This is a genomic window from Mycobacterium sp. MUNTM1 (assembly GCF_054660795.1).
Genome location: NZ_BAAGDE010000019.1, coordinates 46355 through 71879, shown reverse-complemented (window position 1 = coordinate 71879; position 25525 = coordinate 46355). Strand labels below are relative to the sequence as shown.

Sequence of the window (25525 nt, the reverse complement as noted above, 5' to 3'; positions counted from 1 at the left end):
TCATTCCTTAGCGGATCTGGCCTCAGATCGGCCGTAGCGCGGCCGCAGGGCGGGCTATCGGGCCAGCGGCATCGCGATGAAGTTGGGTCTTTAGGCACCCGCAAGTTCGTCGTTGGACCCACGGGTCGCGATTTCCATGGTGCACCAGTTACGAGGGCGTCAGTAGAGGTCATGTGTTGTGAAGACACAACGTGGTGTTGTGTGCGCTGCTTCACGTCCTTGCCTTGGCGGCCAGAGGGATTGGGCCGGGGCTCAAGGGATTCGCAGTAGTGTGGCCGCTTATGAGTTCCTCCGACGTCCACGACGTGATCGTTATTGGTTCGGGTCCTGCTGGGTATACCGCGGCGTTGTATGCGGCGCGGGCGCAGTTGGCGCCGGTGGTGTTTGAGGGGACGTCGTTTGGTGGGGCGTTGATGACGACCACCGAGGTGGAGAATTTTCCGGGGTTTCGCGACGGGATCACGGGTCCGGAGTTGATGGATCAGATGCGTGAGCAGGCGTTGCGGTTCGGGGCGGATCTGCGGATGGACGACGTCGAGTCGGTGTCGTTGCAGGGGCCGGTCAAGGCGGTGACCACGTCCGAGGGTGAGACGGTGCGGGCGCGGTCGGTGATTTTGGCGATGGGTGCGGCCGCCCGCTATTTGGGTGTGCCCGGTGAGCAGGAGTTGTTGGGTCGTGGGGTGAGCTCGTGTGCGACCTGTGATGGGTTCTTTTTCAAGGATCAAGATATCGCGGTGATCGGGGGTGGGGATTCGGCGATGGAGGAGGCCACGTTTTTGACCCGGTTTGCCCGCAGTGTGACGTTGGTGCACCGCCGTGAGGAGTTTCGGGCCTCGCGGATCATGTTGGAGCGTGCCCGCGCCAACGACAAGATCACCATCCTGACCAATAAGGCGGTCGAGGCGGTCGAGGGTGAGTCCACGGTGACCGGGTTGCGGCTGCGGGACACCGGCACCGGGCAGGTGTCGGTGTTGGCGGTGACCGGGGTGTTCGTGGCGATCGGGCATGATCCGCGTTCGGAGTTGGTGCGTGATGTGCTCGAGACCGATCCCGACGGTTACGTGCTGGTGCAAGGGCGCACCACGGCCACCTCGATTGATGGGGTGTTCGCCGCCGGAGACCTGGTCGATCGCACCTACCGTCAGGCCATCACCGCCGCCGGCAGCGGCTGCTCGGCCGCCATCGACGCCGAACGCTGGCTCGCCGACCACGAAGAAACCGACGTGGACGCCTCCGTCACACCGGCGATCGGCCGAGAGCCGTTGCGTAGCTGAGGTTTACGCGCCGCCCGCCGCCAACGCGACATCGGGGTTGAGGATGCCCGCCGGGTCGAAGCTCGCCTTGATGCGGCGCATCAGGTCGACCTTGACCGGGTCCTCGAGTTCGACGAAGTACGGGGCCTTGGCGCGACCGAGGCCGTGCTCACCGGAGATCGCGCCGCCCAATTCCATTGCCAGCGCGAAGATGTCGGTCAGCAGCTTCTTCCGGATCGCCGCGTCCGGGCAGAAGATGGCCAGGTGCACATTGCCGTCACCGGCGTGCCCGCAGCCCGCCGCCGCGCCGCCGGCCGCCGCCGCCAGACCGCGGGCGCCGGACAGGAACTTCGGCATCGCGCCGCGCGGCACCACGGTGTCGATGAGGTCGTCGGCATTGAGCGCCTTGAGCGTCCAGAACGCCTTCTCGCGCGCCTCGATGAGCTTGCGCGCCGAGCCGCCCTCGAGCAGGTAGGCGTCCACGGCGCCGAGCTCGGCGAGGAGTTCGCCGGTCTTCTCGACGTCCTCGTCCAGCCGGTCGGTGGTCCGATTCTCAAGCGCCACAACGAGATACGCCTGACAGCTATCGCGGATGTTGTCGGGCACGCCGAGCTCCAGATTTTGGGTGTGCACCAGCGCGGCCATCGTCACGTTGTCGACGTATTCCAGGACGTAGGGCGCCAGGCCGCTGGCGAGGATCTTGGGCACCGCCTCCATGACCTGGTCGAAGTCGGCGAACGGCGCGAGCACGGTGGCGCTGTGGTCCACGCGCGGATGCAGCTTCACGGTCACCTCGGTCGCCAGGGCCAGGGTGCCTTCGGACCCGACGATGAGCTGGGTCAGGTCGTAGCCCGTGGAGACCTTGGCGATCTTGCCGCCGGTGCGAATGAGCTCGCCGGTGGGCAGCGCGGCCTGCAGCCCGAGCACGTTGTGGCGGGCGATGCCGTATTTGACCGCGCGCATGCCGCCGGCGTTGGTGCCGACGTTGCCGCCGACGCTGGACGACAGCTCGCCCGGGTGCACCATGTACCGCAGCCCGGTGCCGGCGGTCGCGTCGTCCAGTTCGGTGAGCGTTACCCCGGGCTGGACGACGGCGACCTGGTTGGTGACGTCGACCTCCAGCACGGCGTTCATGCGCTCGAAGGAGATCAGCAGCCCGTCCGCGCGGGGGATCGCCGCGCCCGACAGGCCGGTGCCCGAGCCGCGTCCCGTCACCGGCACGTGGTTCTCCGTGGCGGCCTTGAGTAGTTGCGCGACCTCGTCGGCGGTCGCGGGTTTGGCCACGTATGCCGGCTTTTGCGGAGGCTTGGTCAACACCTCGTCGTGCGAGTAGTCGTCGGAAATGGCGTCGCCCGTAAGCAGGTTGTGCGCGCCGACAATCTCCGCGAACCGCGCTGTCATGTCGGTCATCGAAGGCCTCACCTTCTTACGTGCCGGACAATTACTCAACTGTATTCGGGGGCGCGGCTCGGTCTGCCTCGACGTGTCGCTGCCGCTAGGGTGGGGAAGGCGCGGTTTTCGTGCAGGCCGATCCTGTTGGCCAGCCGGCCGGCGAACAATAGCGGCCGTCAGCGGTGTCTCGGTGTAGCGACACGCGTGAGGCTGCGCACGTTATGTCGACGTCCGATTCGGGAACTCGCGGGCTGGACTGTCTTGAGAAAGGATTGCTGACGTGACCTCCTCGTCCCGCGGTTCGCGGCTCGGTACCCGGTTCGGGCCGTACGAGCTGCGATCACTGATCGGCACCGGGACGATGAGCGAGGTCTACCGCGCGTACGACACGGTTAAGGACCAGATGGTCGCCCTCAAGCTGTTACGTGGCGAGACGGCCGCGGACCCTGGCTTCCAGCAACGCCTTTGGCGCGAGTGCCGCAAGGTGACGCGGCTGCAGGAGCCGCATGTGCTGCCGCTGCACGACTTCGGCGAGATCGACGGGGTGCCGTTCATCGACATGCACCTGGTCGACGACGGCGGCAGCCTCAAGGATCTGCTGCGCGAGCAGGGCGGGCTGGAGCCGTCGCGCGCGGCGTCGATCACCGCGCAGGTGGCGCGCGCGCTGGATTCCGCGCACGCCGACGGTTTGGTGCACCTGGACGTCAAGCCCGAGAACATCCTGCTCACCCACGACCACTTCACCTACCTCGCCGACTTCGGCATCGCCCAGGCCGCCGGTGACGACAACATCTCGCGGACCTACATGGCGCCCGAGCGATTCACCACCGGGCGCACCGGACCGCAGACCGACGTCTACTCGTTGGCGTGCGTGCTCTACGAGTGCCTCACCGGCCAGCCACCATTCGACACCGAGGACGCGGGGGAGCTGAAGCGCGCGCACATGCTGGCGCCGGCGCCCCGGCCCAGCATCATGCGCCGCGGTGTTGGCCGCGAGTACGACGACATCATCACCCGGGGCATGGCCAAGCCGCGCGTCGCGCGATTCGCGTCCGCGGGTGAGCTCGCCCGGGCCGCCAGTGAGGCGGTGTTCGCAGCCTACGAGCCGGTGGGCGCCGCGGCCGGGCGCAGCGGTCCCCCTCTCAAGACGCGCCCGTTGCCGACCGTCTCGCTTGCGGAACTCGATGAGCCCGCTGACGATGGCCCGTCGTCACCTGTTGCGCCCGAGCGCTCCTGGCGTTGGCCGGCGATCGGTCGCACGCCGCTCGTGGTGGCCGCGGTGGCCGCGGTGGTGTTGATCGCCGGGCTGCTGTTGTCGGTGAATTTGGTTGGCGGAAGCCATCACAACGGTGCGGCCTCTCCACCGCTTTCGACTGCGCAGGCGGCCGCGCCCCCGTCCTCGACGACCCCGCCGCCACCGCTAACCCCCACGCTGTCGCGTCCGGTGAAGGGCGCCGACGGGTTGGGATTCGTGGGCGAGACCGCCCGCTGCGATCCGGGTAATCCGCCGGCCCTGGTGGTGAGAACCGCCAAGTCGCTGGCGGTGGTGTGCAAAAACCTCAGCGGCACTTACTATTACCGCGGCGAGCGGATTCGCGACGGCGCCCACCTCGAACTCTCCAACGCCGAGCAGGTCGAAGACGGATTCGATGTCACCAACCCGGTCGACGGCGTCGTCTACGAGGTGCGGCCGAACCGGCTGCGGATCATCAGCTACGGCCACGTCGATTCCTCAGAACGCGTGCTGCAGTACGCCACTGCGTCGTAAGTGACGCGCGCGCAGTGCGTTTCGGCTCACCTGCGTGCAACCGGACAGTCCGGGGCTTGGCCTCATGCGTCACTTGGGTAACGGCTTTCCGACCATGATGTGATTCCCCAACGTGCTAGCGGATGTGCTAGCGCTTCTGGAAGTGGCATATACGTACGGGCGCCGGCTCGTCGCGGGCGAACTGACCGCCCTGCTTTAAGCATGAAAAATAAAGCATAGATACGTTGACAGGCGTTAGTCGGTCGGTGCACGACCTGCACGGGAAGAACCTATCGATCTACAACCCAGATGGCGTCTGGCAACCCACGCCCGCGTACGACCTGCTCTGCACCCAGCCTTACATGCGCTGGCGGTTTTATGGGCCCCAGTTCGGCTGCAGCGGCGGCAAATCGCTCAGTCCAGGGTCGGGTGGCGCGCTGCCTTCGCCGTCATCGTCGATCCACCGGCGACCATACTGGTCGGGAATATCGCCCCAGCCCCAATACGGAAGCGGCGATTTCGGCACAATCCCCAATTCGTCTTCCGGATCGATCGGTTCCGGCCCCACCGTGCACAGATGTGTCCAACCGTCGCCGAAATCGAACTCGTAAACGAATTGTTCACCCGGGGACAGCGTCGACAGTTTTGTCGCGCCGGCATCGAGGAGGCCCTGGTCGAAGTCGTCGAACTCGGGTTGGCCGATCACCCGGCCGTCGCCCAGCTCGAATTTGCAGAGATGTGCGCGGTCCCAGCGGGCGAAGGCGGTGTCGATCGCCTCGGCGAGGTGGCTGAAGCGATGCGTGCGATTTGCGGCAAAGACCCGCCCTGGTCGCGGCCAATAGTCCTCGCCGCGACCGCTGATCAGATCGACCCGGATCGACAACCATGTTCGCGCCATGGCTAGCCATACTGCCTGCGGACTCCGTTGGCGCGCAAGCGGTCAGCACGTGTGCACTATCAAATGGGTTAGATTTCAACGACTTTGCTTGCCGCGCGGGATCGACACGGCGTGGCTGACGAGTCCGATTCCCGCGCCGAGGATGGGCCAGATCGGCCAGAAGTAGGTCGCGTCGGTGGTCAGGGCGACCGCGGCCCAGACCGTGAGCACGATGACGCACATCGCGAGGTAGGCATAAAGGTGGGCCCGCATTCCGCGGCGGACCGCGGCGAGGCGGGCGGCGCGCCGGCGGGGGTCGTGGCGCCGGATGCGATCGAGCGGCAGGTCGGCCAGGAGTTCGTGTAGTTCCTGGGCCGTGTGCGTCTGGAACGCCGTTTGCAGCCGTTGGTCGTACTCGTCTACCCGCAGATAACCCTGGGCGAGCGCCTGACCGAGTAGGTCGGCGGTCTTTTCCCGGTCGCGGGTGCCGGCGAGCGTCGAGGTGGTTTCCAGCAGATTCGACATTTCGTCTCCTTGGTCGTCCTTGGTCGCCGATGTGAATAGCATTAACATAGACCTGAATGTTAATGTCGTCAACATGGCAGTGCAACGGTCACCCGCACGGCGTCGGAGCTATCACCACGGCGATCTCAAACACGCCCTGACCAGCGCCGCGCTATCGCTGGTGGCCGAAAAGGGTCCCAAAGGATTCACCCTTACCGAGGCAGCGCGGCGCGCCGGCGTCAGCACCGCGGCGCCGTATCGGCACTTCGCCGGCAAGGCCGAGCTGCTGGCCGCCGTCGCCGAACAGGGCTTCCACGACCTGCACGCCGCTCTGGCCGCGGCCGCCGAGCGCGCGTCGGATCCGAAGGAGCGGGTCGTCGAGCTCGGTCGCGCCTATGTGCAATGGGCCGTCGCCCATCCCGACCACTATCAGGTGATGTTCGGCGCGGAGTCGCTGAAGGCCGAGCAGCCGAGCGTGGCGGTCGCGGGCAAGCAGGCGTTTGGCGACCTGCTCGACGCGATCACCAAGTGCCAGGAGGCGGGGATCGTCGAGGGTCGCGACCCCCGGGAGGTTGCCGCGCCGCTCTGGTCGCTGGTGCATGGCATCGCGTCACTCGCCATCGGTGGCCAACTGGGGGCCGTCGGGATCGTTGAGGCCCCCGACGACATCATCGCGGGCGTTGTGGCTCAAGTGCTTTGAGCGATCACCAGGGGCGTGGTGTCTCCCGGGTTGTTCCCCGTGTGAAGGTGACGGGGAGTGTGCCCAGGCCGGTCATGCTCGGGTTGCCCAGGTATTGGTGGACGTTTTCCACGTCGACTTGGAAGTCGGGGAGGCGGTCGAGGACGGCCTTGACCATCACGCCGGACATCAGCCGGGCCAGGTGGGATCCGATGCAGCGGTGCGGCCCCAGCCCGAACGCGACGTGGCGGTTGGGGGCGCGGTCGAGGATGACCTCGTCGGGGCGATCGAACTCGTTTTCGTCGTGGTTGGCCGACAGCCAGCTGATGACGACTTTGTCGTTCTTGCGGAGGCGTTGGCCGGCGAGGACGACGTCGTGAGTGACTGTGCGGCTGAGGGTTTGGTTGACGGAGAAGTAGCGCAGGAATTCGTCGGTGGCGGTGCGGTAGAGCTCGGGGTGATCGATGAGCTGCTGCCTGATCTCAGGGTGGGTGCCCAGATACAGCAGGGTCAGCGCGGTCTGGGAGGTGGTGGTGTCGACCCCGCCACCGATGAGGTTCCACAGGATGTTGAGCAGCTGCTCGTCGGTGAGGCGCCGGCCGTCGAACTCGAATTGAATGAGGAAGCTGGTCAAGTCTTCTCGGGCGTCGGCACGTCGGTGGGCGGCGAACTCGAGGACCTCTTCCATCATGGCGGGGACTTTGGCGATTGCGTCGGCATACTCGTCGCTGTCCTGGGAGACGGCCATGACCGAGTGAAAAAGGTTCGCGTACAGGTGCCAGTTGTCGTAGGGCAGGCCCATCAGCTTCATGGTCAGGATGGCCGGGACCGGGCTGGCGTAGTCGAGCACCAGGTCCATGTGGCCGTCTTCGATTTTTTGGTCGAGGAACCAGTGGGCGGATTGCTCCATGAACGGCTTGAGTTTCTCCACGGCGCCGGGGGAGAAGAACGGGGCGAGCGCGTGCCGCAGGGCTTGGTGGTAGGGGCCGTCGACCTCGCCGATGCCCAGGGCCGGCTGGCCGTCGGGTCGGGGGACGCCCATCTCGCCTTGATAGTCGACGCCGTCGGCGGCGTTCGGCTCGTACTTGTGGGCGAAAGTGCCGCCGTTGCGGGCTGTTTGGCTTACGGCGTCGTAGCTGCTGAGGAACCAGAACCCGCCGTAGTTCTCGTTCCACGCCACCGGACATCGCTGACGTAGGTCGGCGTTGACGGCGAGTTCGTTGAGGTTGAAAGCGTCGGAATGATGGTCGAAGTCAACGATTGCGTCGGCGCTGACGTTCGGACGTGTGGCCATCGAAAAGCCCTCCAACGGAAGGTGATCTGCTTCTTCGGCGGTGCGCTTATTGGTTATCTTTGCATTATTGCGCGTTGAGCTGGGTGGTGGGAGCGGCTTAGCGGCCGGTCGGATGACCGCTTGGGCCCGATTTGCTGCGGAAAGGTTGTCATGACGAGCCATCGGACGATTTTCAATCACGTTGGGTTATGCGTCCGCGACCGCGTGCGGTCGCGCCGCTTCTACGAGGGCCTGCTGGGGTTTCAGTTCTGGTGGGAACTCGACCCGCCCGACGGCCCGACCTCTCAGCTGGTGGGGCTGCCCGAGCCGCTCGGCGTGCATGCGACGTATCTGGTGCGGGATGGGTTGGTGCTCGAGCTGATGGATTACTCGAAGCGCCAGGTTCACGCGGGCTCGGAGCGCGCCATGGACCAGATTGGGCTGACGCACATCTCGTTCTCGGTGTCTGACCTTCCCGGCGTGCTGGCTCGGGTGGCCGAGTTCGGGGGAGCGGTGGTCGACGGGACCGTAGGTGAGGCGATGGCGATGATCCGGGATCCGGATGGGCAGCTGTTGGAGTTGCTTTCGGAGGGGTGGTTGGCGGCGTTGCCGCCGCGGCGTTAGTCGGATTGTTGCCATTCCGTTCGTGTGGTGCTGCACACCCGGACGAGTTCAGCGCGACTGCGTGCTGCACGTTTGTAGCGGTTAGCTGTATTGGCAGCGCTAGGCAGCGCCAGGTCAGAGGGTTGGCTCTGTTGGTCGTCGAACAGTGTTTTTGCGTCATCTTTTGAGACGGCATCACCTTGGTACTTCATTACCCATAGCCCCATCCAACTATGGCGTTTCAATTCTTTTAGTTCTGAGACTCGGATCACACGATGAGTCCCAAGCAGACTGTCGTCCCCGGCCTCGGGCGCATCGCTGCCACCGGTTTTTTCAAACCCGTCGTTGATCATCTCGCATCTGATAGCTTTCGCGTTCGACACACGTCAAACATCGGATTGCGCGGAAAGGTCGAGGTAAGTGAAGAAAACCGGCAAGCACGGCTTCACAATCACGGGCTTCATGATCCTGCTCGCCATCAGCTCACCGAATGTCTTTGCAAGCTCCGCCCCCACTCCAGGACCACCGCTCTCGACGACTGCACCCTCGACGCCCTCTGGCTGCTACCCGCTGAGTAAGAAGGGCAACTGCTACGAGCCCGGCCAATTCTGTCGTAGTAGCGACCACGGAGCATCTGGGGTGTCCGGTGATGGCAAGGACATTATTTGCGCGAGTAACGATGGCTGGCGCTGGGAGCCGGCCTCCTAAACAGCATCTTCGGCCTGAGGGACGGCGCGTTACCGGCGCAATCGCAGTCCTTGCCGAACAGATTGGACGGTAGTCAGCCTCGTAGCGGACACGACTGCATGTGCATCTCGGATGCTCTGCGCCGCTGGCCTTCCCCACTAACCTGAGACCGTGCTGGCCATCCCCACCCTCAAGTTCAGTTATGGCAATTTGCTGCTCGCGCGCCTTCGCGAGCTGGGCTCGGCCAATCTCGAGGAACTCCTAGGCGACCACGCAACACAACTCTTCAAGTCTGGCGAGTCAATTGAGAACCCGAAAGCGCGTGCCAGTGATTGTCTTCGGTTCGCGCGAATGCTTGATCTGGTGGTGAGACTCGGCATCAACCCGAGCCGAACAGCATGTCCTTCCACGTCTTCGCCACCTCCGGCCGCACCAAATCCGACTGCCGATACATCTGACCATCGGGCGCGACATACCGCCCGGTGCGCGGATCGTAATGCAGCACCGCAACGGACGGCGAGACACCAGAACCGTTGGAGTTGAACGCGCTTGGCGCCGCTGGCGCGGCACCCGCATCGGGCGCCGTCGGCGGCTGGTTGAGCGAACCCGGCGCCGGCGGCCCTGGCGGTGTTCCGGCGGGTACCGCCCCCGGCGGCAACGGCGTCCCGTCAACTGGACCAAACGTCCTGTTCTCGATGCCGGCCCGGTCATCCGGCGGCAGGCCCTGCGACAGCAGATTCGGGTCGAGCGGATACGGCCCCAGCGCGTGCTGCCGCTCCGCCAGAGGCACGTACTCCTTGTCGCTGTTGCAGATTTCGACTGTGGGAGCGCGCTTTCCGGGCTTGCCCATGCAGGGATAGTTCCGCGCGCCCCGCACGCTGATCGGCGAATCCTGCGGGAGCTTGCAGTAGAGGTTGTCGGGGGTGTCGGCCTCGCTCACATCGGCGGGTGAGCGCCATTGCGACGGCGGCAGGAACCCGACCGTGCAGGCCGGCGGGTCGGCGATGGTCAGCGTGAAGCCACCGACCGCCAAACCGGTCGGATTGTTGGTGACGCCATAAGACCCGTAGGCCGCGACGGACGGGGGGAGCAGCACCAGCAGCTGTTCCAGCGCCGGGTGATAGGTCACCCCGATCTGGCCGATGGTGCTCAAATTCGCCAAGAACACCGGCAGCGTCGGCTTCAGCTGATCTAGCAGCCGCGAAACCTCTTGTTCGAAGCCAGGTCCGGTGTGCAGCAGCTTGCGGAACTGCGCATCGTCGGTCACCATCTGGTCGGTGAACCCGGCCAGATTATGCGCCCACCGCCGCGTCTTGTCGGCGGTCTGGGCCTGTGCGTCCAGGAACGGCGCGCCGTCGTCGACCAGCGCACGGGTGTGATCGACAACGCCCGACGCGTCGCGCGAGAGCTTGCTGGACGAGTCGAGCAACCACTCCAGGTCATAACCCGCACCGTTGAACGCGGAGAACGACTCGTCGAGCAGCTGCCCCAGCTTGTCTTTCGGGATGCTCTTGACCAACGCGCTGAGCTTGTCCAGCATCGGCCCCACCGGTCGCGGAATGCTGGTGTCGCGCACGGCAATCACCGACCCGTCGCGCAGGTAGGGTCCCGAGTCCGAGCGCGGTACCAGATCCACATATTGCTCGCCCACCGCCGACATGCTGCGCACCGCGGCGTGCACGTCGGCCGGGACCTTCGGCGAGGTGTCAAGCTGCAGTGTGGCTTTCGCGCCGGTCGCGGTCGGCCCGACGGCGGTCACCTTGCCGATCTGCACGCCGCGATAGGTCACGTTGCTGAAGCGGTACAGGCCGCCGGTATCCGGCAGCTCCAACGTGACGGTGAGCTTGCCGATCCCGAGCAGCGTCGGCACCTGCATGTACTGGAAGAACATGAACGCCATCGCAACCACTGAGGCGATCGCGAAGACGGTCAGCTGGATCCGCACGAAACGTGTTAGCAGCATCAACCGCCGCCCCGCGTCGGTTGATCCACGGGCGCAATGGCACTCATGTCGGGAGCCACGACAGCCGGCGCCGGAGCGGGTGCGCCGGGCGAAGGCGGTGCCGACACGGGAGGCGGACGGGTGACGCCGAACCCGAGCGGGTCATAGGTGTAGTTCGAGAACCAGGGATCGCCCGGCGCGGGCACCAGCGGCGCGTCCGGATCGCCCCACCGCGTGCCGGCGAGCATCGTCCTCTTCAGCCGGGGAATGGTCATGTCGATGACGGCGAAGACGTTGAAATAGTCGCCCCGCACCGCGCGGTCGATGAAGTTCTGGGTGAACGGGAAGGTCGGCACGTATCCCAGAACGGTGCTGAGATCGGGGCCGACGTCGGCCAACGCCTGGATCGTCGGCGCCAGGTTCTGCAGGTTCTTCACCAGGTCGGCCTGGGTCTCGTTGACCAATTCGGTTGCGGTGTTACTGAACACGCGCAGTTTGTCCAAGGCTGCGGTGATGCGCGGCCGTTCGCGGATCAACACGTCGAGCGCGGGCGGGATCTTGCGCAGCGCTTGGCTGAGCACCTCACGCTGCGAGGCGAACGTGCCGGCGAGCCGGTTCAGCGACTCGATCGACGCGATGATCTTGTCGCGCTGTTGATCCAGGACGCCGACGAACTCGTCGAGGCGTGTCAACAGTTGGCGCACGTCGGTCTCGTGGCCGGACAACGCCGCGCTGAAATTGTGCACGATGTCACCGATCTGGCCCAGGCCACCGGAATTGAGCACCGCCGACAGCGCCGACAATGTCTGCTCGGTCGAGGGATACGACGACGACCTGTCCAGCGGGATGGTGGCGCCGGGCTGCAGCCGTCCCCGCGCGGGCTGGCCCAGCGGGGGATTGAGCTCCACGTGCATCGAACCCAGCAGGCTCGTCTGCCCGACGGCGGCCACCGCGTTCCCGGGCACCACGACATCGGGTTTGACCGAGACCTCGATGTCGGCGTGATCGCCTTTGACCCGCATCTTGCCGACGCTGCCCACGATGACATCTGCCATCATCACCGGCGAATTCGATTCCAGCGTGCCGATATTGGCGATCTCGATGTGATAGACGCTGGCGTGCGGTCCGCGTCCGACCGCGCCGGGCAGTGGCAACGAGTTCACGCCCTGGAAGGAGCAGCCACCGACGGCCAAAGCGCACGCTGCGATACAAAGCCCGAATCGCGTCATGACGGCGGCGCCCCCGGGTCCGGCGACGGTGGCTGATCGCCCGGCGCCGGCCGGCGATCGTCGGGCAGCAGCAGGTCCTGCACGCTGTGCGGGGTCGAATCACCGTTGATGCCGGCGTAGGCGGATACTGCCGGCGGCGCCTCGGGTGGTGTCGGCAAAGGCCCCTCAGCGCCGGGCGCCAGACGCGGTTCGGAGTAGATGATCTTTCCGGGGGTCGCGATCTGCTGCAGGATGATGTTCGTCGGGATGGGCAGGTAGTTGAGGGTCGCGGTGCGCATACCCGGGCCGGCGTACTCCGCGCACAGCTTCCCCGTCTCCGCCGCAGTGACGTTCGCGACGGCCCCGATGGCGTCGCAGAAAAAGTGCACCGGGTTGGACAGGTTGTTGATGATGAAGCTGCCCATCGCCCCGGGTGTATTGGGGTTGTAGATGTTGTAGCCGTTGGAAAACGCGGTGGGCGCCGCGTGCAGGATGTTTTCCACATCCATCCGGTGATCGACAAGAACCTGGGTGACGGTAATCAGCCGCTGAATCTGTTCGGCTGTCTTGTCCCGGGTTCCGGCGACGAAGCGCTGCACCTCACCGACCGCCACCGAGAGATTCGACAGCGCCGCGTCCAGATCGGACCGGCTGTCGTCGAGCACGCTGCTCAGCGTCGTCAACTGGTTCTGGAACTGGATGATCTGTTGATTGCTGTCGCGCAGCGTGGTGACGAACTTCTGCAGGTTCTTGATGATATCGACGATGTTGCCGCTGCCGTTGGCCAGGATCCGGCTGATCCCGGATAGCTGCCGGAGGGTCTGGCGCAGCTTCTCGCCGTTGCCGTCGAGCGCATTGGCGGCAGTGGTGATGAAGCGGCTGACCGACGTCGACGACACGTCACTGGCCGGGCCCAGATCGGTTGCCAGCCTGGTCAATTGCTCGGTGACTTGGTCCCATTCGACGGGTATCGCCGTTCGGTCGGTATCGATCACGGCCCCGTCGCGCATCTTGGGTCCGCCGCCGCGGTGATAGGCGGGGGTGAGTTGGACGTAGCGGGCGGACACCAGGTTTTGCGCGACGATGATCGCCTTGGCGTCGGCCGGGATCGACACGTGGCGGTCGACATGCAGGATCAGCCTGGCCCGGCTGGGCTGTGGCTGCACCGAGGCCACACTCCCGACCTTGACCCCGGAGACGCGTATCTCGTCGCCGGCGTAGATCCCGGTTGCCGATGGGAAGTAGGCGGTGATGGTCAGGGGACGAAAGAAGGCTTGCCGCACCAGGAGTCCGCTCGCGCCCACGAAGAGTCCGACCAACAGCGCCGCGACCAGAAGGCGCCTGCGCGCGGTCATCGTGAACCACCCGGGATACCGTTGTGCGGCCATGGGAACAGCGCCCGCGGCATGTTCGGGTCGTTGCGGCGGAAGCCGAAGTAATAATCGAAGAACGGTTGAATCAGCTCAGGTATCGCCAGATTCGGCACAAAGGCGTTGTAGTAGAAGCCGTTTGACACCGACTCGCCCGAGGTGATCTCGAACTTCTTCAGGCCGGGCAGCGCCTTGGAGAGGTTGTCGCGGTTCTTCTCCAGCATGGCCGCAACGGAATTCAGCCGGTCCAGCGTCGGGCCGAGCTTGCCTTCATTGTCGGCGACCAGTCCGGTCAGCTGCTTGGAGACCGCGGAGACGTTGGCGAGCAGCTCGGCGATGGCGTCGCGCCGCTTGACCAGCGTTTCGAGCAGCACGTTGCCGTCGAGGATCAGCGAGTTGACCCCCTGGCTGTGCTCCGAGAGGATGCCCGTGACATCGGTGGCGCTCTTGAGCAGCGCGTCCAGGGTTTCGCCGCGGCTGTTGATGGCGCGCGACAGCCGGGTCAGACCGTCGAACGTCGGGCCCAGCTGCGGGGCGATCTGTTCGATCGTCCCCGACAGGGCGTCCAGCGACTGATTGAGGGTGTCGGTGCTGGTGGTCGCGAGGTTCGTCGTCATGTCGGAGACCGCCTCGGTCAACGAATACGGCGACGACGTCCGCGACAACGGGATGACCTCCGACGGACGCAACAGGCCGGCGCCGCTCGATTCCAGGGTCAGCACCCGCGCACCCAGCAGCGAACCGGTGCGGATGTGCGCGGTGCTCAGCGACCCGAGCCGGACCTTGCCGTTGACCCCGAAATCGACCAGGGCGTTGCCGTCGTCATCCAGTGAAACCCGAGAAACCGTACCGACATTGACACCGGAGACCAGAACCTTGTTGCCGGGCAACAGCCCGCCGGCCTCGGAGAACAACGCCTGATAGCGGACCGTCGTCGCCCAGGACACCAGCCGGTCGGGTGCCAGCCCGACCGAGACGACCAGCAGGATCAGCACCGTCCCGATAAAGCCCGGTCGAATGAGATGTGCGCCACGGTATTTCAGCATCAGGGCTCGGCACACCTTCCCTCGGTTTGCTTCAGCCATGGGTACACCGCCGTGCGGCCTTGCAGATCGGTGACGCGGAACGTCAGCCCGCAGATGTAGTAGTTGACGAAGCTGCCGTAGGCGCCGGTGCGGGCGAGCTTGCGGAAGTTGTGGGGCGCCCGCTGCAACGCATCGTCGAGGCGCCCCTTGCCGTGCTCCAGCAGGGGAGCCAGGCGGTTGAGCTGATCGACCGTCCCGGAAAGCGGTGGCCGCGCGGCGCTGAGCAGATCGGTCACCGAGGCGGTGCCGGTGGCCAGCGCCTGGATCGCGTCGCCGATCGGATCGCGATCACGTGCCAGTTCGGTGACGAGGCGCTGCAGGCGTTCGATCGCGCCGGAGAACTGGCTCCCTTGGTCCGACAGGGTCCGCACCACCGTATTGAGGTTGTCGATCAAAGTCTCGATGGCCTTGTTCTTGCCGGCGACGTCGTTGGAGAACGACGACGTTTTCGCCAGTAGCGACTGCAGGGTCTGGCCCTGTCCCTGGAAAACCTGCAGCAGCGCACCGGCCAGCGCGTTGACGTCCTGCGGATTCAGGCCCCGGATAACGGGTTTCAGTCCGCCCAGCAGCAGGTCAAGATCCAGCGAGGGCATCGTGTGGTCGATCGATATCTGCGACCCCTCCGGCAGCACCCGCATGGAGCCGGGCCCGATGATGAGTTCGAGGTAGCGGTCGCCCACCAGGTTGAGGTACCGCACGGCCGCCCGGGTGCCGGTGGTGAGCGCGACGTCGTCGTCGGCGTCGAAGTCCACCACCACCTTGTTGTCCGGCTGCAGCGCAATGCCGTTGACCGTGCCGACCCGAATCCCGGCCACCCGCACCGAATCTCCGGTCTTCAGCTGCGAGGCGTCGATGAAAACCGCGGAGTAACTGTGGGTGGGACCGTTGCGGAACTGGCCGAAAATGAAGAACAGGGAGGTTGTCAGCGCCAGCATCACGGCGGCGAAGACGCCGAACTTCACCATGATGCGGCCGGTGCCGGTCATCCCGGTTGCCCGATCTGTGCGGTATTGCGCGGGGGACCATCCAGGGGGCCATAGAGGAACTGCTTGAGCCCGTCGGAGTTCAACAGGATGCCCTGCTGTCCGTACTGCCACGGATTGGCGCCGATATCAGCGACGTCGAAGGGCGGGAATGTGTTGTAGGCAACCGGCAATTCGTGATCACACTGCGGACCGCCCCGGGCCGCCACCTTGGGCAGGTTTTTCGGAAACCGGTAGCGCTCGGAGCCCAGCGTGATACCACCCAACACCTCGAGCCCCGGCACCGGCGTCGGCGGCTGCAGCGCCAGCGGGAACATGCCCTTCAGCGAACACGTCAGCGCCTGGTGGTATTCGTTGGTCAGGTCGGTCGCCGGCGTCAGCAGATGCGTTACCTCGGCCAGCTTTTCGCGATTGGAGACCAAGACGTCGTTACCGAGGTCGGCCAGGCCGATCGAACTGATCAACAGCGCGTCGAGGTTCTGCTGTTCATCGACCAGGGTTTGGCTGATGCGCGTCGTGCGGTCCGCGACGGTGATGAGGTCGGGCGCCGCGTCGGCGTAGGCGCTGGACACGTCGGCCGTCGCGTCGATGTCGTGGCTCAGGTTCGGCAGGCTCGGTTCGATCTTTCCGAGAAACGCGTTCAGGTCGCTGAACATCTGGCCCAGCCGCGCACCGCGTCCGTTGAGTGCGGTGGCCATGGCACCGAGCGTCTGGTTAAGCTTGGCGGGGTCGACCTTCGCCAGCACCGACGTGAGTTGTTGGAACACCGAATTGATCTCGACGGTGACGCGTTCGGCGTCGAGCACCTGACCGGCGCGCAACCGCTGCGGCGACGGGCTCTCCGGCGGAATCAGCTGGATGAACTTTGCGCCGAACGCCGTCGTCGCAACGATGTTGACGAGAACGTTGGCCGGGATGAGCTGCAACCGGGACGGATCGAGGGCCAGATGGATGGCCGCCTGCCCATCGGGTCGGTCCTGAATGTAGGCGACGCTGCCCACCGGTGCACCGTGCAACTTGACCTTGGCCCCCGGGTTCATCATCAAGCCCGCCCGGCCGGCGACCACCGTCACCGGCACGGTCTGGGTGAAGCCGCCGCGAAACTGTATGACCGCGAGGACGAGGACCGCGGCGGCGGCGATGACCGTCACCAATCCCGCGAGCGGGCGGGCGTAGCGAAACGTGGGGCGTCGACTGGCGAGCGGGTGCGAGGGCGCTCGGTGCCCGGCCGGCACAGCCTGGATTCGTCTGGTCACCTAGGCCCCTTCGCCGCCGCGGGACGTCGGGGCGACGCGCCAAAAGGCCAGTGCGACAGTAAAAGTGCTGCGCACATGCCGGCTACAGACCCCCGTCACGCTGTCCCGATCCATAGTCATCCAAGCCAACCGGTCCGCGGTGTGATACAAATCTCACGTAGTAGCGAGCAGAACGATACATCCGCATTCCTAGAACTTCAATACTGGTCAAAACGAGAGTGTCGTTCTACGCTGGCCACTGCTGAAGCTCACCGGAGGGGCAATGTGACCGGTATCCGCGTCGTCGCGCCCGAGTTGGCGCGCCGCTACGAGGAGCGGGGTTGGTGGACCCCGGACACGCTCGGGGATCTGCTGGCCCGCGGCCTCAAAGACAACCAGCACAACACATTTCGCGTGCACTCCGCGGTGCGGCCCTACGCCGGGACGTTCGGCGATGTCGAGCTGATGGCCCGCCGGCTGGCAGCGGGGCTCCGTGCACGAGGCGTGAGCCCGGGTGACGTGGTCGCCTTCCAACTACCGAATTGGGTGGAGGCGGCGGTCACCTTCTGGGCTTCGGCGCTGCTTTCCGCCGTCGTCGTGCCGATCGTCCACTTCTACGGGCCGAAGGAATTGCGCTACATCCTGTCCAGCGTCAGGCCGCGGGTCTTCATCACCGCCGAGGGGTTCGGACGCATGACCTACGTGCCGGAGGCCTGTGCCGATGTGCCGACCGTCGCGCTGGTGGGTGAGAGCTTTGACGCGCTGCTCGACGACGAGCCGATGGACGGCACGGTGGCGACCGATCCCGCCAACCCCGCGGTCATCGCGTTCACGTCGGGCACCACCAGCGACCCCAAGGGCGTGATCCACAGCCATCAGACACTGGGTTTCGAAACGCGCCAGCTGTTGGCCAATTACCCGCAGGGGCTCGGGCGGCAGCTCACCGCGCTGCCTGTCGGGCATTTCATCGGCATGCTCGGCGCGTTCTTGATGCCGGTGCTCGACGGTGCGCCGATCGACCTCACCGATGTCTGGGACCCGGACAAGGCGATCGACCTGATGGACGCCGACGGCGTGGCACTCGGCGGGGGACCGCCGTACTTCGTCACCAGTCTGCTCGACCATCCCCGCTTCACCCCGGATCACCTGCGCTACATCAAACACATCGGATTGGGTGGATCCACCGTCCCGGCGGCCGTCACCCAGCGCCTGGCGGACCTCGGGATCGTCGTCACCCGCTCCTACGGCAGCTCAGAGCATCCGTCAATCACCGGTTCGCAGCACACCGCACCGGAGGACAAGCGGCTCTTCACCGACGGTAAGGCGCGCACGGGCGTCGAGGTCCGGTTGGCCGACGACGGCGAAATACTCTCGCGCGGACCGGATCTGTTCGTCGGCTACACCGATCCCGCGTTGACCGCCCGCGCCTTCGACGAGGACGGGTGGTATCACACCGGAGACATCGGGGTGATGGATGACGACGGCTACCTGACCATCACCGATCGCAAGTCGGACATCATCATTCGCGGCGGCGAGAACATCAGCGCCCTCGAGGTCGAGGAAGTGCTGCTCGCGATGCCGGCGGTCGCCGAGGCGGTCGTGGTTTCCGCGCCCGATGCGCGGCTCGGCGAGCACGCCGCGGCCGCGCTGCGTCTCAAGCCCGGGTATGGCATGCCGACCATAGCCGAGGTCCGCGAGCACTTCGAGCGCGTCGGGGTGGCCAAGCAGAAGTGGCCCGAGGAACTGCACGAGGTGGCCGACTTTCCCCGCACCGCCAGCGGCAAAGTGCAGAAATACGTTGTGCGCCAGCATGTTCGGGATAAGCCGTAGCGATACACGGACGGCCGGGCACTGCGGGCGGCCGAAAATTGAGAGTTGAACTTTTGGCAAAAGTAGAATACGGTTCTACCGTCACCTGATACTTAGGAGTTGACGTGGCGATCGTCGCGGAACGGCGCACCTATGTCGCGGGCAGTTGGATCACCGGCGACGACGTCGTCAGCGTCGAGAATCCCGCCGACGAAAGCCACGTTGCCGACATCACCGCCACACCGCTGGCCGAGGTGCAGCGGGCGATCGCCGAGGCGCGTCGCAGTTTTGACAGCGGGGTGTGGGCCGATATGCCGCCTCACGAGCGGGCGCGGGTGCTGCACACCTTCATCGACCACATCGAGTCCGAGCGCGCCACACTGATTCCCACACTCGTCGCCGAGGCCGGCCAGTCGGCGCGCTTCGCCGAGATGACGCAACTGGGTGCCGGGGCGGCCATCGCGCGACAGACGATCGATCTGTACCTGTCGATGGCACACGAGGAAGCCAGCCCGGTCCCCGTCGATGACCTGGTGCGCGGCCGGGTCGCGCTGAGCATCCGGCGTCACGAACCCGTCGGCGTCGTCACCGCCATCACGCCGTACAACGCGGCACTGATCATGGGCTTCCAGAAGCTGATTCCCGCGTTGATGGCGGGCAATTCGGTGATCCTGCGGCCCAGCCCGCTGACCCCGATCTCGTCGTTGGTCTTCGGCGCCGCCGCCGACGCAGCCGGGCTGCCGCGGGGAGTGCTGAGTGTGGTCGTCGAGTCCGGCATTGCCGGGGCCGAGCTGTTGACCAGCGATCCGGGCATCGACATGGTGTCGTTCACCGGTTCGACGCTGGCGGGCCGCAAGATCCTCGCCCAGGCCGCCCTGACCGTCAAACGGGTGTCGCTGGAACTCGGCGGGAAATCCGCGCAGATCTACCTGCCCGACGCCGTGCACCGCGCCGCCGGTGGCGCCATGATCGTGGTCCTCAGCACCGCCGGCCAGGCGTGCGTCGCCGCCACCAGAATGCTTGTGCCGCAGGACAGGAAGGCCGAAGTGCTGGATGCGGTCAGCGCGGCCTACGGCGCGATCAAGGTCGGCCCGCCCGGCGATGAGTCGGCGATGATGGGCCCCGTCATCAGCGCCGCCCAGCGCGACAAATGCGAGCAGTACGTGAAGCTGGCCGAAGAACACGGCGGCAAGGTGTTCTGCGGTGGTGGGCGCCCGGCGGGTCTTGACCGTGGCTACTACTTCGAACCGACCGTGCTCGACCTGCCCAGCAACGCGAATCCGGCCGCGCAGGAGGAGATCTTCGGCCCGATCATCGGCGTGCTGGGCTACCGCGATGTCGACGACGCGGTGGCGATCGCCAACGACAGCATCTACGGCCTGTCCGGTCAGGTGTACGGGACCGATGCCGCGGCCGCACTGCAGGTCGCGCGCCGGCTGCGCACCGGAGCGGTCAACGTCAACACCACAGTCTTCTCGGCCTACGCACCGAGTGGGGGATACAAGCAGAGCGGCCTGGGCCGCGAACGCGGCCCGGACGGCATCCGCGAATTCCAGGAGGTCAAGCACATGTCGATCGGGGAATTGAAATGAGCCCAGAATCCAACGGAAACAAGGCATACGACCTGAACTGGCTGATCTCGGTCGACGATCACATCCTCGAGCCGCCCAACTTGTGGGTCGACCGGGTGGCCGCCAAGGACCGCGAGCGCGCCCCGCACATGGAGAAGAACGACAACGGCGTGGACAACTGGGTCTACGACGGCAAGCGCTACCCGAACTCGGGCCTGAGCGCCGTCGTCGGCAAGTCCAAGGAGGAATTCAGTCCCGAACCGCTGTCGTACTCGGAGATGCGGCCGGGCTGCTATGACGCCAAGGCTCGCGTCGAGGACATGGATCGCTCGGGCGTGCTTGCGTCGCTGTGCTTTCCGACGATCACGCGGTTCTGTGGGCAGTTGTTCATGGAGGCCAGCGACCGCGAGTTCGGTTTCGAGTGCCTGCAGCACTACAACGACTGGCTGGTCGAGGAGTGGTGTGGCGCCGCCCCCGGCCGCTACATCCCGCTGATGCTGATTCCGATGTGGGACCCGAAACTGGCCGCCAAGGAGATGGAGCGCATGGCCGCCAAGGGCGTGACGTCCTTCGCGTTCTCCGAGAATCCGGAACCGTTGGGGCTGCCCACTATTCACGACCCCGACGGCTACTGGGAACCGGTGATGGCGGCGGCCAACGAACTCGAGATGGTGGCGAGCATGCATGTCGGCTCCTCGTCGACGTTGCCCAAGATCTGTTCGGACGCGCCCTTCATGGCCAACCTCACCTGGGGTGCGTCGCGCACGTCGGGAACGATGCTGTCCTGGTTGTTCAGCGGCATGTTCCAGCGCTATCCGAAGCTGAAGATCGCGCTGTCCGAGGGTGAGGTCGGCTGGATGCCCTACTTCCTGGAGCGGGCCGAGCAGGTGCTGGACAAGCAGCGGTACTGGGTGATGCGCGGCGCAAAGTTCGACACCCATGCGGGTGCGGGCAACGCGATCGACCTCGACACACTCGACATCCGGGAAACGTTCCGCAATCACATTTACGGCTGCATCATCGAAGACCGCCACGCGGTCAAGAGTTTGGACGAACTCGGCGAGGACAACATCATGTGCGAGACGGACTACCCGCACTCGGACTCGACCTGGCCCGACTGCATCGGCGTCGCCCGCAACACCATGAAGGATCTCCCGGAGAACGTGCAATACAAGCTGTTGCGCGGCAACGCCGAGAAGCTATACCGGTTTACGCCGGCCGAGCCTCCTGTCCTCGCGAGCGCCTGATGCCCGGCGCGCTGGACGGCAAGAGCGCCATCATCACCGGCGCCGGCTCCGGGGTGGGTCGGGTGTCGGCGCTGCGGTTCGCGGAGGAAGGCGCCAACGTGGTCGTTGCCGACATCGACGTCGACCACGCGAAAGATACGGTGCATCAGATCGAATCGGCCGGCGGCACCGCCTTCGCCGTCGGGACCGACGTCTCGGACGAGCAGCAGGTCCAGGCGATGATCGCGGCGGCGGTCGACCAGTTCGGTCGGCTCGACATCCTGTTCAACAACGTCGGGATTCCGACGCCGCGGCTCGGCATGATTTTCGAGGAGCACACGCTCGAGGACTTCAACCGTCTGGTCGCGGTCAACCTGGGCGGGGTGTTCCTCGGGTGCAAATACGCCGTCCTGCGCTTCAAGGAACAGGGTGACGGCGGCGTCATCCTCAACACCGCTTCGGTGGCGGGCCTGGTTGGGTGGGGCGGCACGGTATACGGCGCCACCAAGGGTGGGGTCATCCAGCTCACCCGTGGAGTCGCAATCGAGGCGGCCCCCTTCGGAATTCGTGTCAACGCCATCTGCCCGGCTGCCATGCCGCTGACCGGTTTCATGGCGGCGGGTGGGCTACAAGTCGATCCGGAGCAGCAGGCCGAGATCGCCAAAGCCGTTGGTGGGCAACACCCACTCGGCCGGGCGATCACGGCTGAAGACTGCGCCGAGGCCGCGCTGTATCTGGTCTCGGACGCGTCGCGCAATGTCACAGGGGTGGCACTGCCGGTCGACGGCGGGTTCGTGGCGAAATGACCGCTCCCGCATTGGATCGCGACCGACTGCGCGAGCTGTTCGACCTGCGTAGCTCCTATAACGCTTGGGCCGGTGGCGCTTACGAGGACGATCCGTATCCGGTGTGGCACCGGCTGCGCGAGAAGGGCCCGGTGCTGCCCGGCGTCCTGCACGAGCTGACCGGCAGCACCGACATGATGTTCTTCCACGGGCTGCCGTACCCGGACAGCCCGCACTTCACGGTGTTCGACTACGACTCGTGCATGATCGCCTACCGTCACCCGGAGGTGTTCGCCTCGTCCCCAGAGCCCGTCGACCTCGAGAACGGCCCACTGGGCCTGACCAACAGCATGCTGTCGATGAACGGCGAGCAGCACCGGCGCTATCGCGCGCTCGTCCAGCCGTCGTTCCTGCCGGCGAATGGCAAGTGGTGGATTGACAATTGGATCTCCGCGACCGTGGATCTGCTGATCGACGGGCTGGTCCACGAAGGGCGCGCCGAACTCAACGTCGACTTCTGCGCGGCCATCCCAGTGCTGACCATCACCGGCAGCTTCGGCGTGCCCGTCGAGCAGGCCCTCGATATCCGCGAGGCGCTGGCGCGGGATCCGCAGAAGGTGGTCGACCTGCTCAAGCCGGTCATCGCCGCCCGACGCGAGGAGCCGCGCGACGACCTGATCAGCGTCCTCGTGCAAGCCGAGCTCACCGACGAGGACGGCGCCACGGACCGGCTCACCGATCGCGAAATCGATTCGTTCGTACTGCTGTTGCTCGGCGCGGGTTCGGGCACCACCTGGAAGCAGATGGGCACCACGCTGACGACGCTGCTGCAGCGCCCCGAACTGCTCGAGGCGGTGCGGGCGGACCGTCAGCTCTTGCGGCCGGCGATCGAGGAGGCCATCCGCTGGATGCCGACCGACCCGATGTTCTCCCGCTGGGTGATGGCCGACACCGAACTGGCCGGCGTCGAAATCCCCGCCGGGTCCGTCGTGCATCTCGCGCTCGGCGCGGCCAACCGGGATCCTGCCCGCTGGGACCGTCCCGACGAGTATGACATCGCGCGAAAGTTCAAGCCGTCATTGGGTTTCGGGCAAGGTTCACACATCTGCCTCGGCATGCACGTGGCCCGCGCCGAGATGATCATTGCGATCTCTGCGCTGCTCGACCGGCTGCCGAACCTGCGGCTCGACCCGGACGCCGAACCGCCTCGCTTCGTCGGCATGTACGAACGCGGGGCGACCGCCATACCGGTGGTGTTCGATGTCTGACTATTCGCAACCCGACCTCACCCTGCTCGGCGAGGACCACGTGCGCGCATACCGGGAAACCGGCGGCGCGACCGGCTACATCTGGAACGGCGCGCCGACCTTGCTGCTCACGGTGACCGGTCGCCGCACCGGCCGCGAACTCACCTCGCCGCTGATCTTCGGCCGCGACGGCGACGACTATCTGGTGGTGGCCTCCATGGGCGGTGCGCCGCGACACCCGTCGTGGTACCTGAATCTGCAAGCCAATCCGTCGGCCGGCATTCAGGTACAAGCCGACGAATTCCCGGTCGTGGCGCGCACCGCGTCGGCTGCCGAGAAGCCGCGATTGTGGAAGATCATGACCGAGGTGTGGCCCAACTATGACGTCTACCAGACCCGAACCGACCGCGACATTCCCGTCGTTGTACTCACACCCGCATGACCGCGGCTAGCATTTCTTCGGTGTCACGTGCTGAAGAACGGGCCGCGGAGCGGTCGGCAGCGGTGCAGCGTTCGCGCGAACGCATCGCCAACCAGGTCAGGCTGATGCTCGATGCCGCCCTGCGGCTGATTCGCGAGAAGGGCGACAGCTTCACCACCCAAGAGCTGGTCAAGGAGGCGGGCGTCGCGCTGCAGACCTTTTACCGCTACTTCGCCACGAAAGACGAGCTGCTGCTGGCGGTGATCGCGGACGCGATGACCGATGCGTGTGCCCGCTGGGCGGCGGCCGCCCGCGACTTGCCCGATCCGGTCGCGCGGTTGCGCTTCTACGTCACCGCGGTCATCGATGTGCTCGACAACGAGGAGGGCGACGGCGGCACCGCCAAGTTCGTCGTGTCGACGCGCTGGCGGCTGCACCGGATCTTCCCCGACGAACTCGCCGAGGCGGAGAAGCCGTTCGTCGATCTGCTGCTCGGCGAGATCAACGCGGGAATCGAGGCCGGGCAGTTGGCGCCCGCGGACCCGAAATGGGCGGCCTGGTTCATCACTGAACTGGTGCGCTCGGTGTACCACTACTATGCTTTTGCGCCGCGCGAGGTCGATGTCAAAGAGCAGCTGTGGCAGTTCTGTCTGACCGCGTTGGGCGGGACCGCACGCAAGTCGCGTGGTAGCCGATCGAAATAGAGGTGCGTCATGCCGCATGCACAACCGGACGAGTTGCCCAGCGCAGGAGGGGGGCGGTGGCCGGCCGCCGGCGACAATTTCCGGTCGGTGCAGTGGGGTGACATGGAGGTCGGGTACACGACCACCGGACCGCTGGACTGCACGCAGCTCTACCAGCTCGGCGGACTTCCCGGGGGCGTATGTACTTGTCCGCACTACGGATACATCTTCGAAGGCTCGATCCGTGCGACCTATCCGAACACCGAGTGGCCGGACGAGACGGCGACCGCCGGCGAGGTGTATTTCTTTCCGGCCGGACACATCCTGATCTATCCCGAACGAACGCGGGCCCTCGAGCTGAACCCGGCATTCGCACTGCAACAGTGCATGGACGCGATGCAAACGGCCGGGCAGCGGGCCGATCTCGCCGAGCGGCAGCGCGAACTACAAGCGTGACAACGTGAACGGATACGTGTAGGTGCCGGCGGGCGCACCATGGCAACCCGCGTCGAAGGAGGATTGCAGCGATCCGGCCAGCGTGCCCGGGTCCCACGTGTAGACATCGTGGGTAGGAACCGTTGCGCCGTAATAGATGTCGTCGCACCGCAGGCCGTCCGGAACGTCGACGGTCAACACGTAGTAGCCGTCGACCGACCGCGCGTCCCCGACGTACGGGAACGCCTTGGCCACCGGCCTGGCGATGGCGTTGACGTGCACGCAGCCGCCTCCCGGGCAGGCGGTGATCGCCCACACCCAGGTGTGAAAGTCGTATCTGCCCTCGACGTGAAGGTCATAGTTGCCGAAAGGCATGGCGGCACAGGCGATTGCCGGGCATGCCACGGCCACGAAGGTCAGAGCGCCAACGAGCGTCGAGGTCTTCAGGGCGAGCCGTCGCACAGGATCCATGGCGCTCCTCGAAGACCTTCATTTTCCATCGCCCGAGAC

At 65.6% G+C, this 25525-nt stretch carries 24 protein-coding genes and 1 pseudogene; 13 read left to right on the top strand and 12 right to left on the bottom strand.

Features of this window, described 5'->3' with window-relative positions:
* Positions 1–281: 281 nt before the first annotated feature.
* A complete protein-coding gene (trxB, locus tag ACYQ8K_RS13340) occupies positions 282–1274 on the top strand; it encodes a thioredoxin-disulfide reductase (RefSeq protein WP_459969606.1) in 993 nt (330 codons plus the stop codon).
* 3 nt (positions 1275–1277) lie between these two features.
* Here trxB and ACYQ8K_RS13335 read toward each other — a convergent pair whose 3' ends face one another.
* Entirely contained in the window at positions 1278–2663 is a 1386-nt protein-coding gene (locus ACYQ8K_RS13335; protein ID WP_459969604.1) for an FAD-binding oxidoreductase, read from the bottom strand.
* 262 nt (positions 2664–2925) lie between these two features.
* On the opposite strand from ACYQ8K_RS13335, the gene ACYQ8K_RS13330 reads away from it, so the two are divergent.
* Together ACYQ8K_RS13330 and ACYQ8K_RS13325 are read left to right on the top strand one after the other, a co-directional pair.
* The gene (locus ACYQ8K_RS13330; protein WP_459969602.1) at positions 2926–4413 is read left to right on the top strand and encodes a serine/threonine-protein kinase; all 1488 of its coding nucleotides are present in this window, start codon (positions 2926–2928) and stop codon (positions 4411–4413) included.
* 251 nt (positions 4414–4664) lie between these two features.
* A pseudogene (locus ACYQ8K_RS13325) lies at positions 4665–4766 on the top strand (HipA domain-containing protein); the annotation flags it as partial.
* A gap of 2 nt (positions 4767–4768) precedes the next feature.
* Here ACYQ8K_RS13325 and ACYQ8K_RS13320 read toward each other — a convergent pair.
* Positions 4769–5290, bottom strand: coding sequence for an IS1096 element passenger TnpR family protein (locus tag ACYQ8K_RS13320; protein WP_459969600.1), 522 nt, complete (start codon positions 5288–5290; stop codon positions 4769–4771).
* 75 nt (positions 5291–5365) lie between these two features.
* A complete protein-coding gene (locus tag ACYQ8K_RS13315) occupies positions 5366–5794 on the bottom strand; it encodes a DUF1707 domain-containing protein (protein WP_459969598.1) in 429 nt (142 codons plus the stop codon).
* A 79-nt stretch (positions 5795–5873) separates the two neighbouring features.
* Here ACYQ8K_RS13315 and ACYQ8K_RS13310 point away from each other — a divergent pair, with 79 nt between their 5' ends.
* Entirely contained in the window at positions 5874–6473 is a 600-nt protein-coding gene (locus ACYQ8K_RS13310; protein ID WP_459969671.1) for a TetR/AcrR family transcriptional regulator, read from the top strand.
* A gap of 4 nt (positions 6474–6477) precedes the next feature.
* Here the strand turns inward: ACYQ8K_RS13310 and ACYQ8K_RS13305 are convergent, their stop codons facing one another.
* The gene (locus tag ACYQ8K_RS13305; RefSeq protein WP_459969597.1) at positions 6478–7746 is read right to left on the bottom strand and encodes a cytochrome P450; all 1269 of its coding nucleotides are present in this window, start codon (positions 7744–7746) and stop codon (positions 6478–6480) included.
* A 150-nt stretch (positions 7747–7896) separates the two neighbouring features.
* On the opposite strand from ACYQ8K_RS13305, the gene ACYQ8K_RS13300 reads away from it, so the two are divergent.
* The gene (locus tag ACYQ8K_RS13300; protein ID WP_459969595.1) at positions 7897–8349 is read left to right on the top strand and encodes a VOC family protein; all 453 of its coding nucleotides are present in this window, start codon (positions 7897–7899) and stop codon (positions 8347–8349) included.
* Here the strand turns inward: ACYQ8K_RS13300 and ACYQ8K_RS13295 are convergent.
* The 7 genes from ACYQ8K_RS13295 to ACYQ8K_RS13265 all read right to left on the bottom strand — a co-directional run bounded on the left by ACYQ8K_RS13295 (position 8346) and on the right by ACYQ8K_RS13265 (position 16859).
* The gene (locus ACYQ8K_RS13295) at positions 8346–8681 is read right to left on the bottom strand and encodes a hypothetical protein (protein WP_459969593.1); all 336 of its coding nucleotides are present in this window, start codon (positions 8679–8681) and stop codon (positions 8346–8348) included. The genes ACYQ8K_RS13300 and ACYQ8K_RS13295 overlap by 4 nt on opposite strands.
* 713 nt (positions 8682–9394) lie before the next feature.
* Complete coding sequence (locus ACYQ8K_RS13290; RefSeq protein WP_459969669.1) at positions 9395–10975, bottom strand: MCE family protein; 1581 nt, start codon at positions 10973–10975, stop codon at positions 9395–9397.
* 2 nt (positions 10976–10977) lie between these two features.
* Entirely contained in the window at positions 10978–12186 is a 1209-nt protein-coding gene (locus ACYQ8K_RS13285) for an MCE family protein (RefSeq protein ID WP_459969592.1), read from the bottom strand.
* Positions 12183–13520, bottom strand: coding sequence for an MCE family protein (locus ACYQ8K_RS13280; RefSeq protein WP_459969590.1), 1338 nt, complete (start codon positions 13518–13520; stop codon positions 12183–12185). Before ACYQ8K_RS13280 ends, ACYQ8K_RS13285 begins: the two co-directional genes overlap by 4 nt.
* A complete protein-coding gene (locus ACYQ8K_RS13275) occupies positions 13517–14581 on the bottom strand; it encodes an MCE family protein (protein WP_459969589.1) in 1065 nt (354 codons plus the stop codon). Before ACYQ8K_RS13275 ends, ACYQ8K_RS13280 begins: the two co-directional genes overlap by 4 nt.
* Positions 14581–15606, bottom strand: coding sequence for an MCE family protein (locus tag ACYQ8K_RS13270; RefSeq protein ID WP_459969587.1), 1026 nt, complete (start codon positions 15604–15606; stop codon positions 14581–14583). The genes ACYQ8K_RS13275 and ACYQ8K_RS13270 overlap by 1 nt, the downstream gene beginning before the upstream one ends.
* A complete protein-coding gene (locus tag ACYQ8K_RS13265) occupies positions 15603–16859 on the bottom strand; it encodes an MCE family protein (RefSeq protein ID WP_459969585.1) in 1257 nt (418 codons plus the stop codon). The genes ACYQ8K_RS13270 and ACYQ8K_RS13265 overlap by 4 nt, the downstream gene beginning before the upstream one ends.
* Positions 16860–17123: 264 nt before the next feature.
* Here ACYQ8K_RS13265 and ACYQ8K_RS13260 point away from each other — a divergent pair, with 264 nt between their 5' ends.
* The 8 genes from ACYQ8K_RS13260 to ACYQ8K_RS13225 all read left to right on the top strand — a co-directional run bounded on the left by ACYQ8K_RS13260 (position 17124) and on the right by ACYQ8K_RS13225 (position 25036).
* On the top strand, positions 17124–18668 hold the full coding sequence (locus tag ACYQ8K_RS13260) for an AMP-binding protein (protein ID WP_459969583.1): 1545 nt from the start codon (positions 17124–17126) through the stop codon (positions 18666–18668).
* A 104-nt stretch (positions 18669–18772) separates the two neighbouring features.
* A complete protein-coding gene (locus ACYQ8K_RS13255) occupies positions 18773–20239 on the top strand; it encodes an aldehyde dehydrogenase family protein (protein WP_459969581.1) in 1467 nt (488 codons plus the stop codon).
* The gene (locus ACYQ8K_RS13250; protein WP_459969579.1) at positions 20236–21465 is read left to right on the top strand and encodes an amidohydrolase family protein; all 1230 of its coding nucleotides are present in this window, start codon (positions 20236–20238) and stop codon (positions 21463–21465) included. Before ACYQ8K_RS13255 ends, ACYQ8K_RS13250 begins: the two co-directional genes overlap by 4 nt.
* Positions 21465–22250 (top strand): SDR family NAD(P)-dependent oxidoreductase, encoded by a 786-nt coding sequence (locus tag ACYQ8K_RS13245; protein ID WP_459969576.1) that lies wholly within the window; start codon positions 21465–21467, stop codon positions 22248–22250. The genes ACYQ8K_RS13250 and ACYQ8K_RS13245 overlap by 1 nt, the downstream gene beginning before the upstream one ends.
* Entirely contained in the window at positions 22247–23497 is a 1251-nt protein-coding gene (locus ACYQ8K_RS13240; protein WP_459969575.1) for a cytochrome P450, read from the top strand. The genes ACYQ8K_RS13245 and ACYQ8K_RS13240 overlap by 4 nt, the downstream gene beginning before the upstream one ends.
* Positions 23490–23918, top strand: coding sequence for a nitroreductase family deazaflavin-dependent oxidoreductase (locus tag ACYQ8K_RS13235; protein ID WP_459969573.1), 429 nt, complete (start codon positions 23490–23492; stop codon positions 23916–23918). The genes ACYQ8K_RS13240 and ACYQ8K_RS13235 overlap by 8 nt, the downstream gene beginning before the upstream one ends.
* Positions 23919–23980: 62 nt before the next feature.
* Positions 23981–24601 (top strand): TetR/AcrR family transcriptional regulator, encoded by a 621-nt coding sequence (locus ACYQ8K_RS13230; protein ID WP_459969667.1) that lies wholly within the window; start codon positions 23981–23983, stop codon positions 24599–24601.
* A gap of 102 nt (positions 24602–24703) precedes the next feature.
* The gene (locus ACYQ8K_RS13225; RefSeq protein WP_459969665.1) at positions 24704–25036 is read left to right on the top strand and encodes a cupin domain-containing protein; all 333 of its coding nucleotides are present in this window, start codon (positions 24704–24706) and stop codon (positions 25034–25036) included.
* On the opposite strand, the gene ACYQ8K_RS13220 is transcribed toward ACYQ8K_RS13225, so the two are convergent.
* A complete protein-coding gene (locus ACYQ8K_RS13220; RefSeq protein WP_459969663.1) occupies positions 25025–25390 on the bottom strand; it encodes a hypothetical protein in 366 nt (121 codons plus the stop codon). The two genes, ACYQ8K_RS13225 and ACYQ8K_RS13220, sit on opposite strands and share 12 nt — an antisense overlap.
* Positions 25391–25525: the final 135 nt, after the last annotated feature.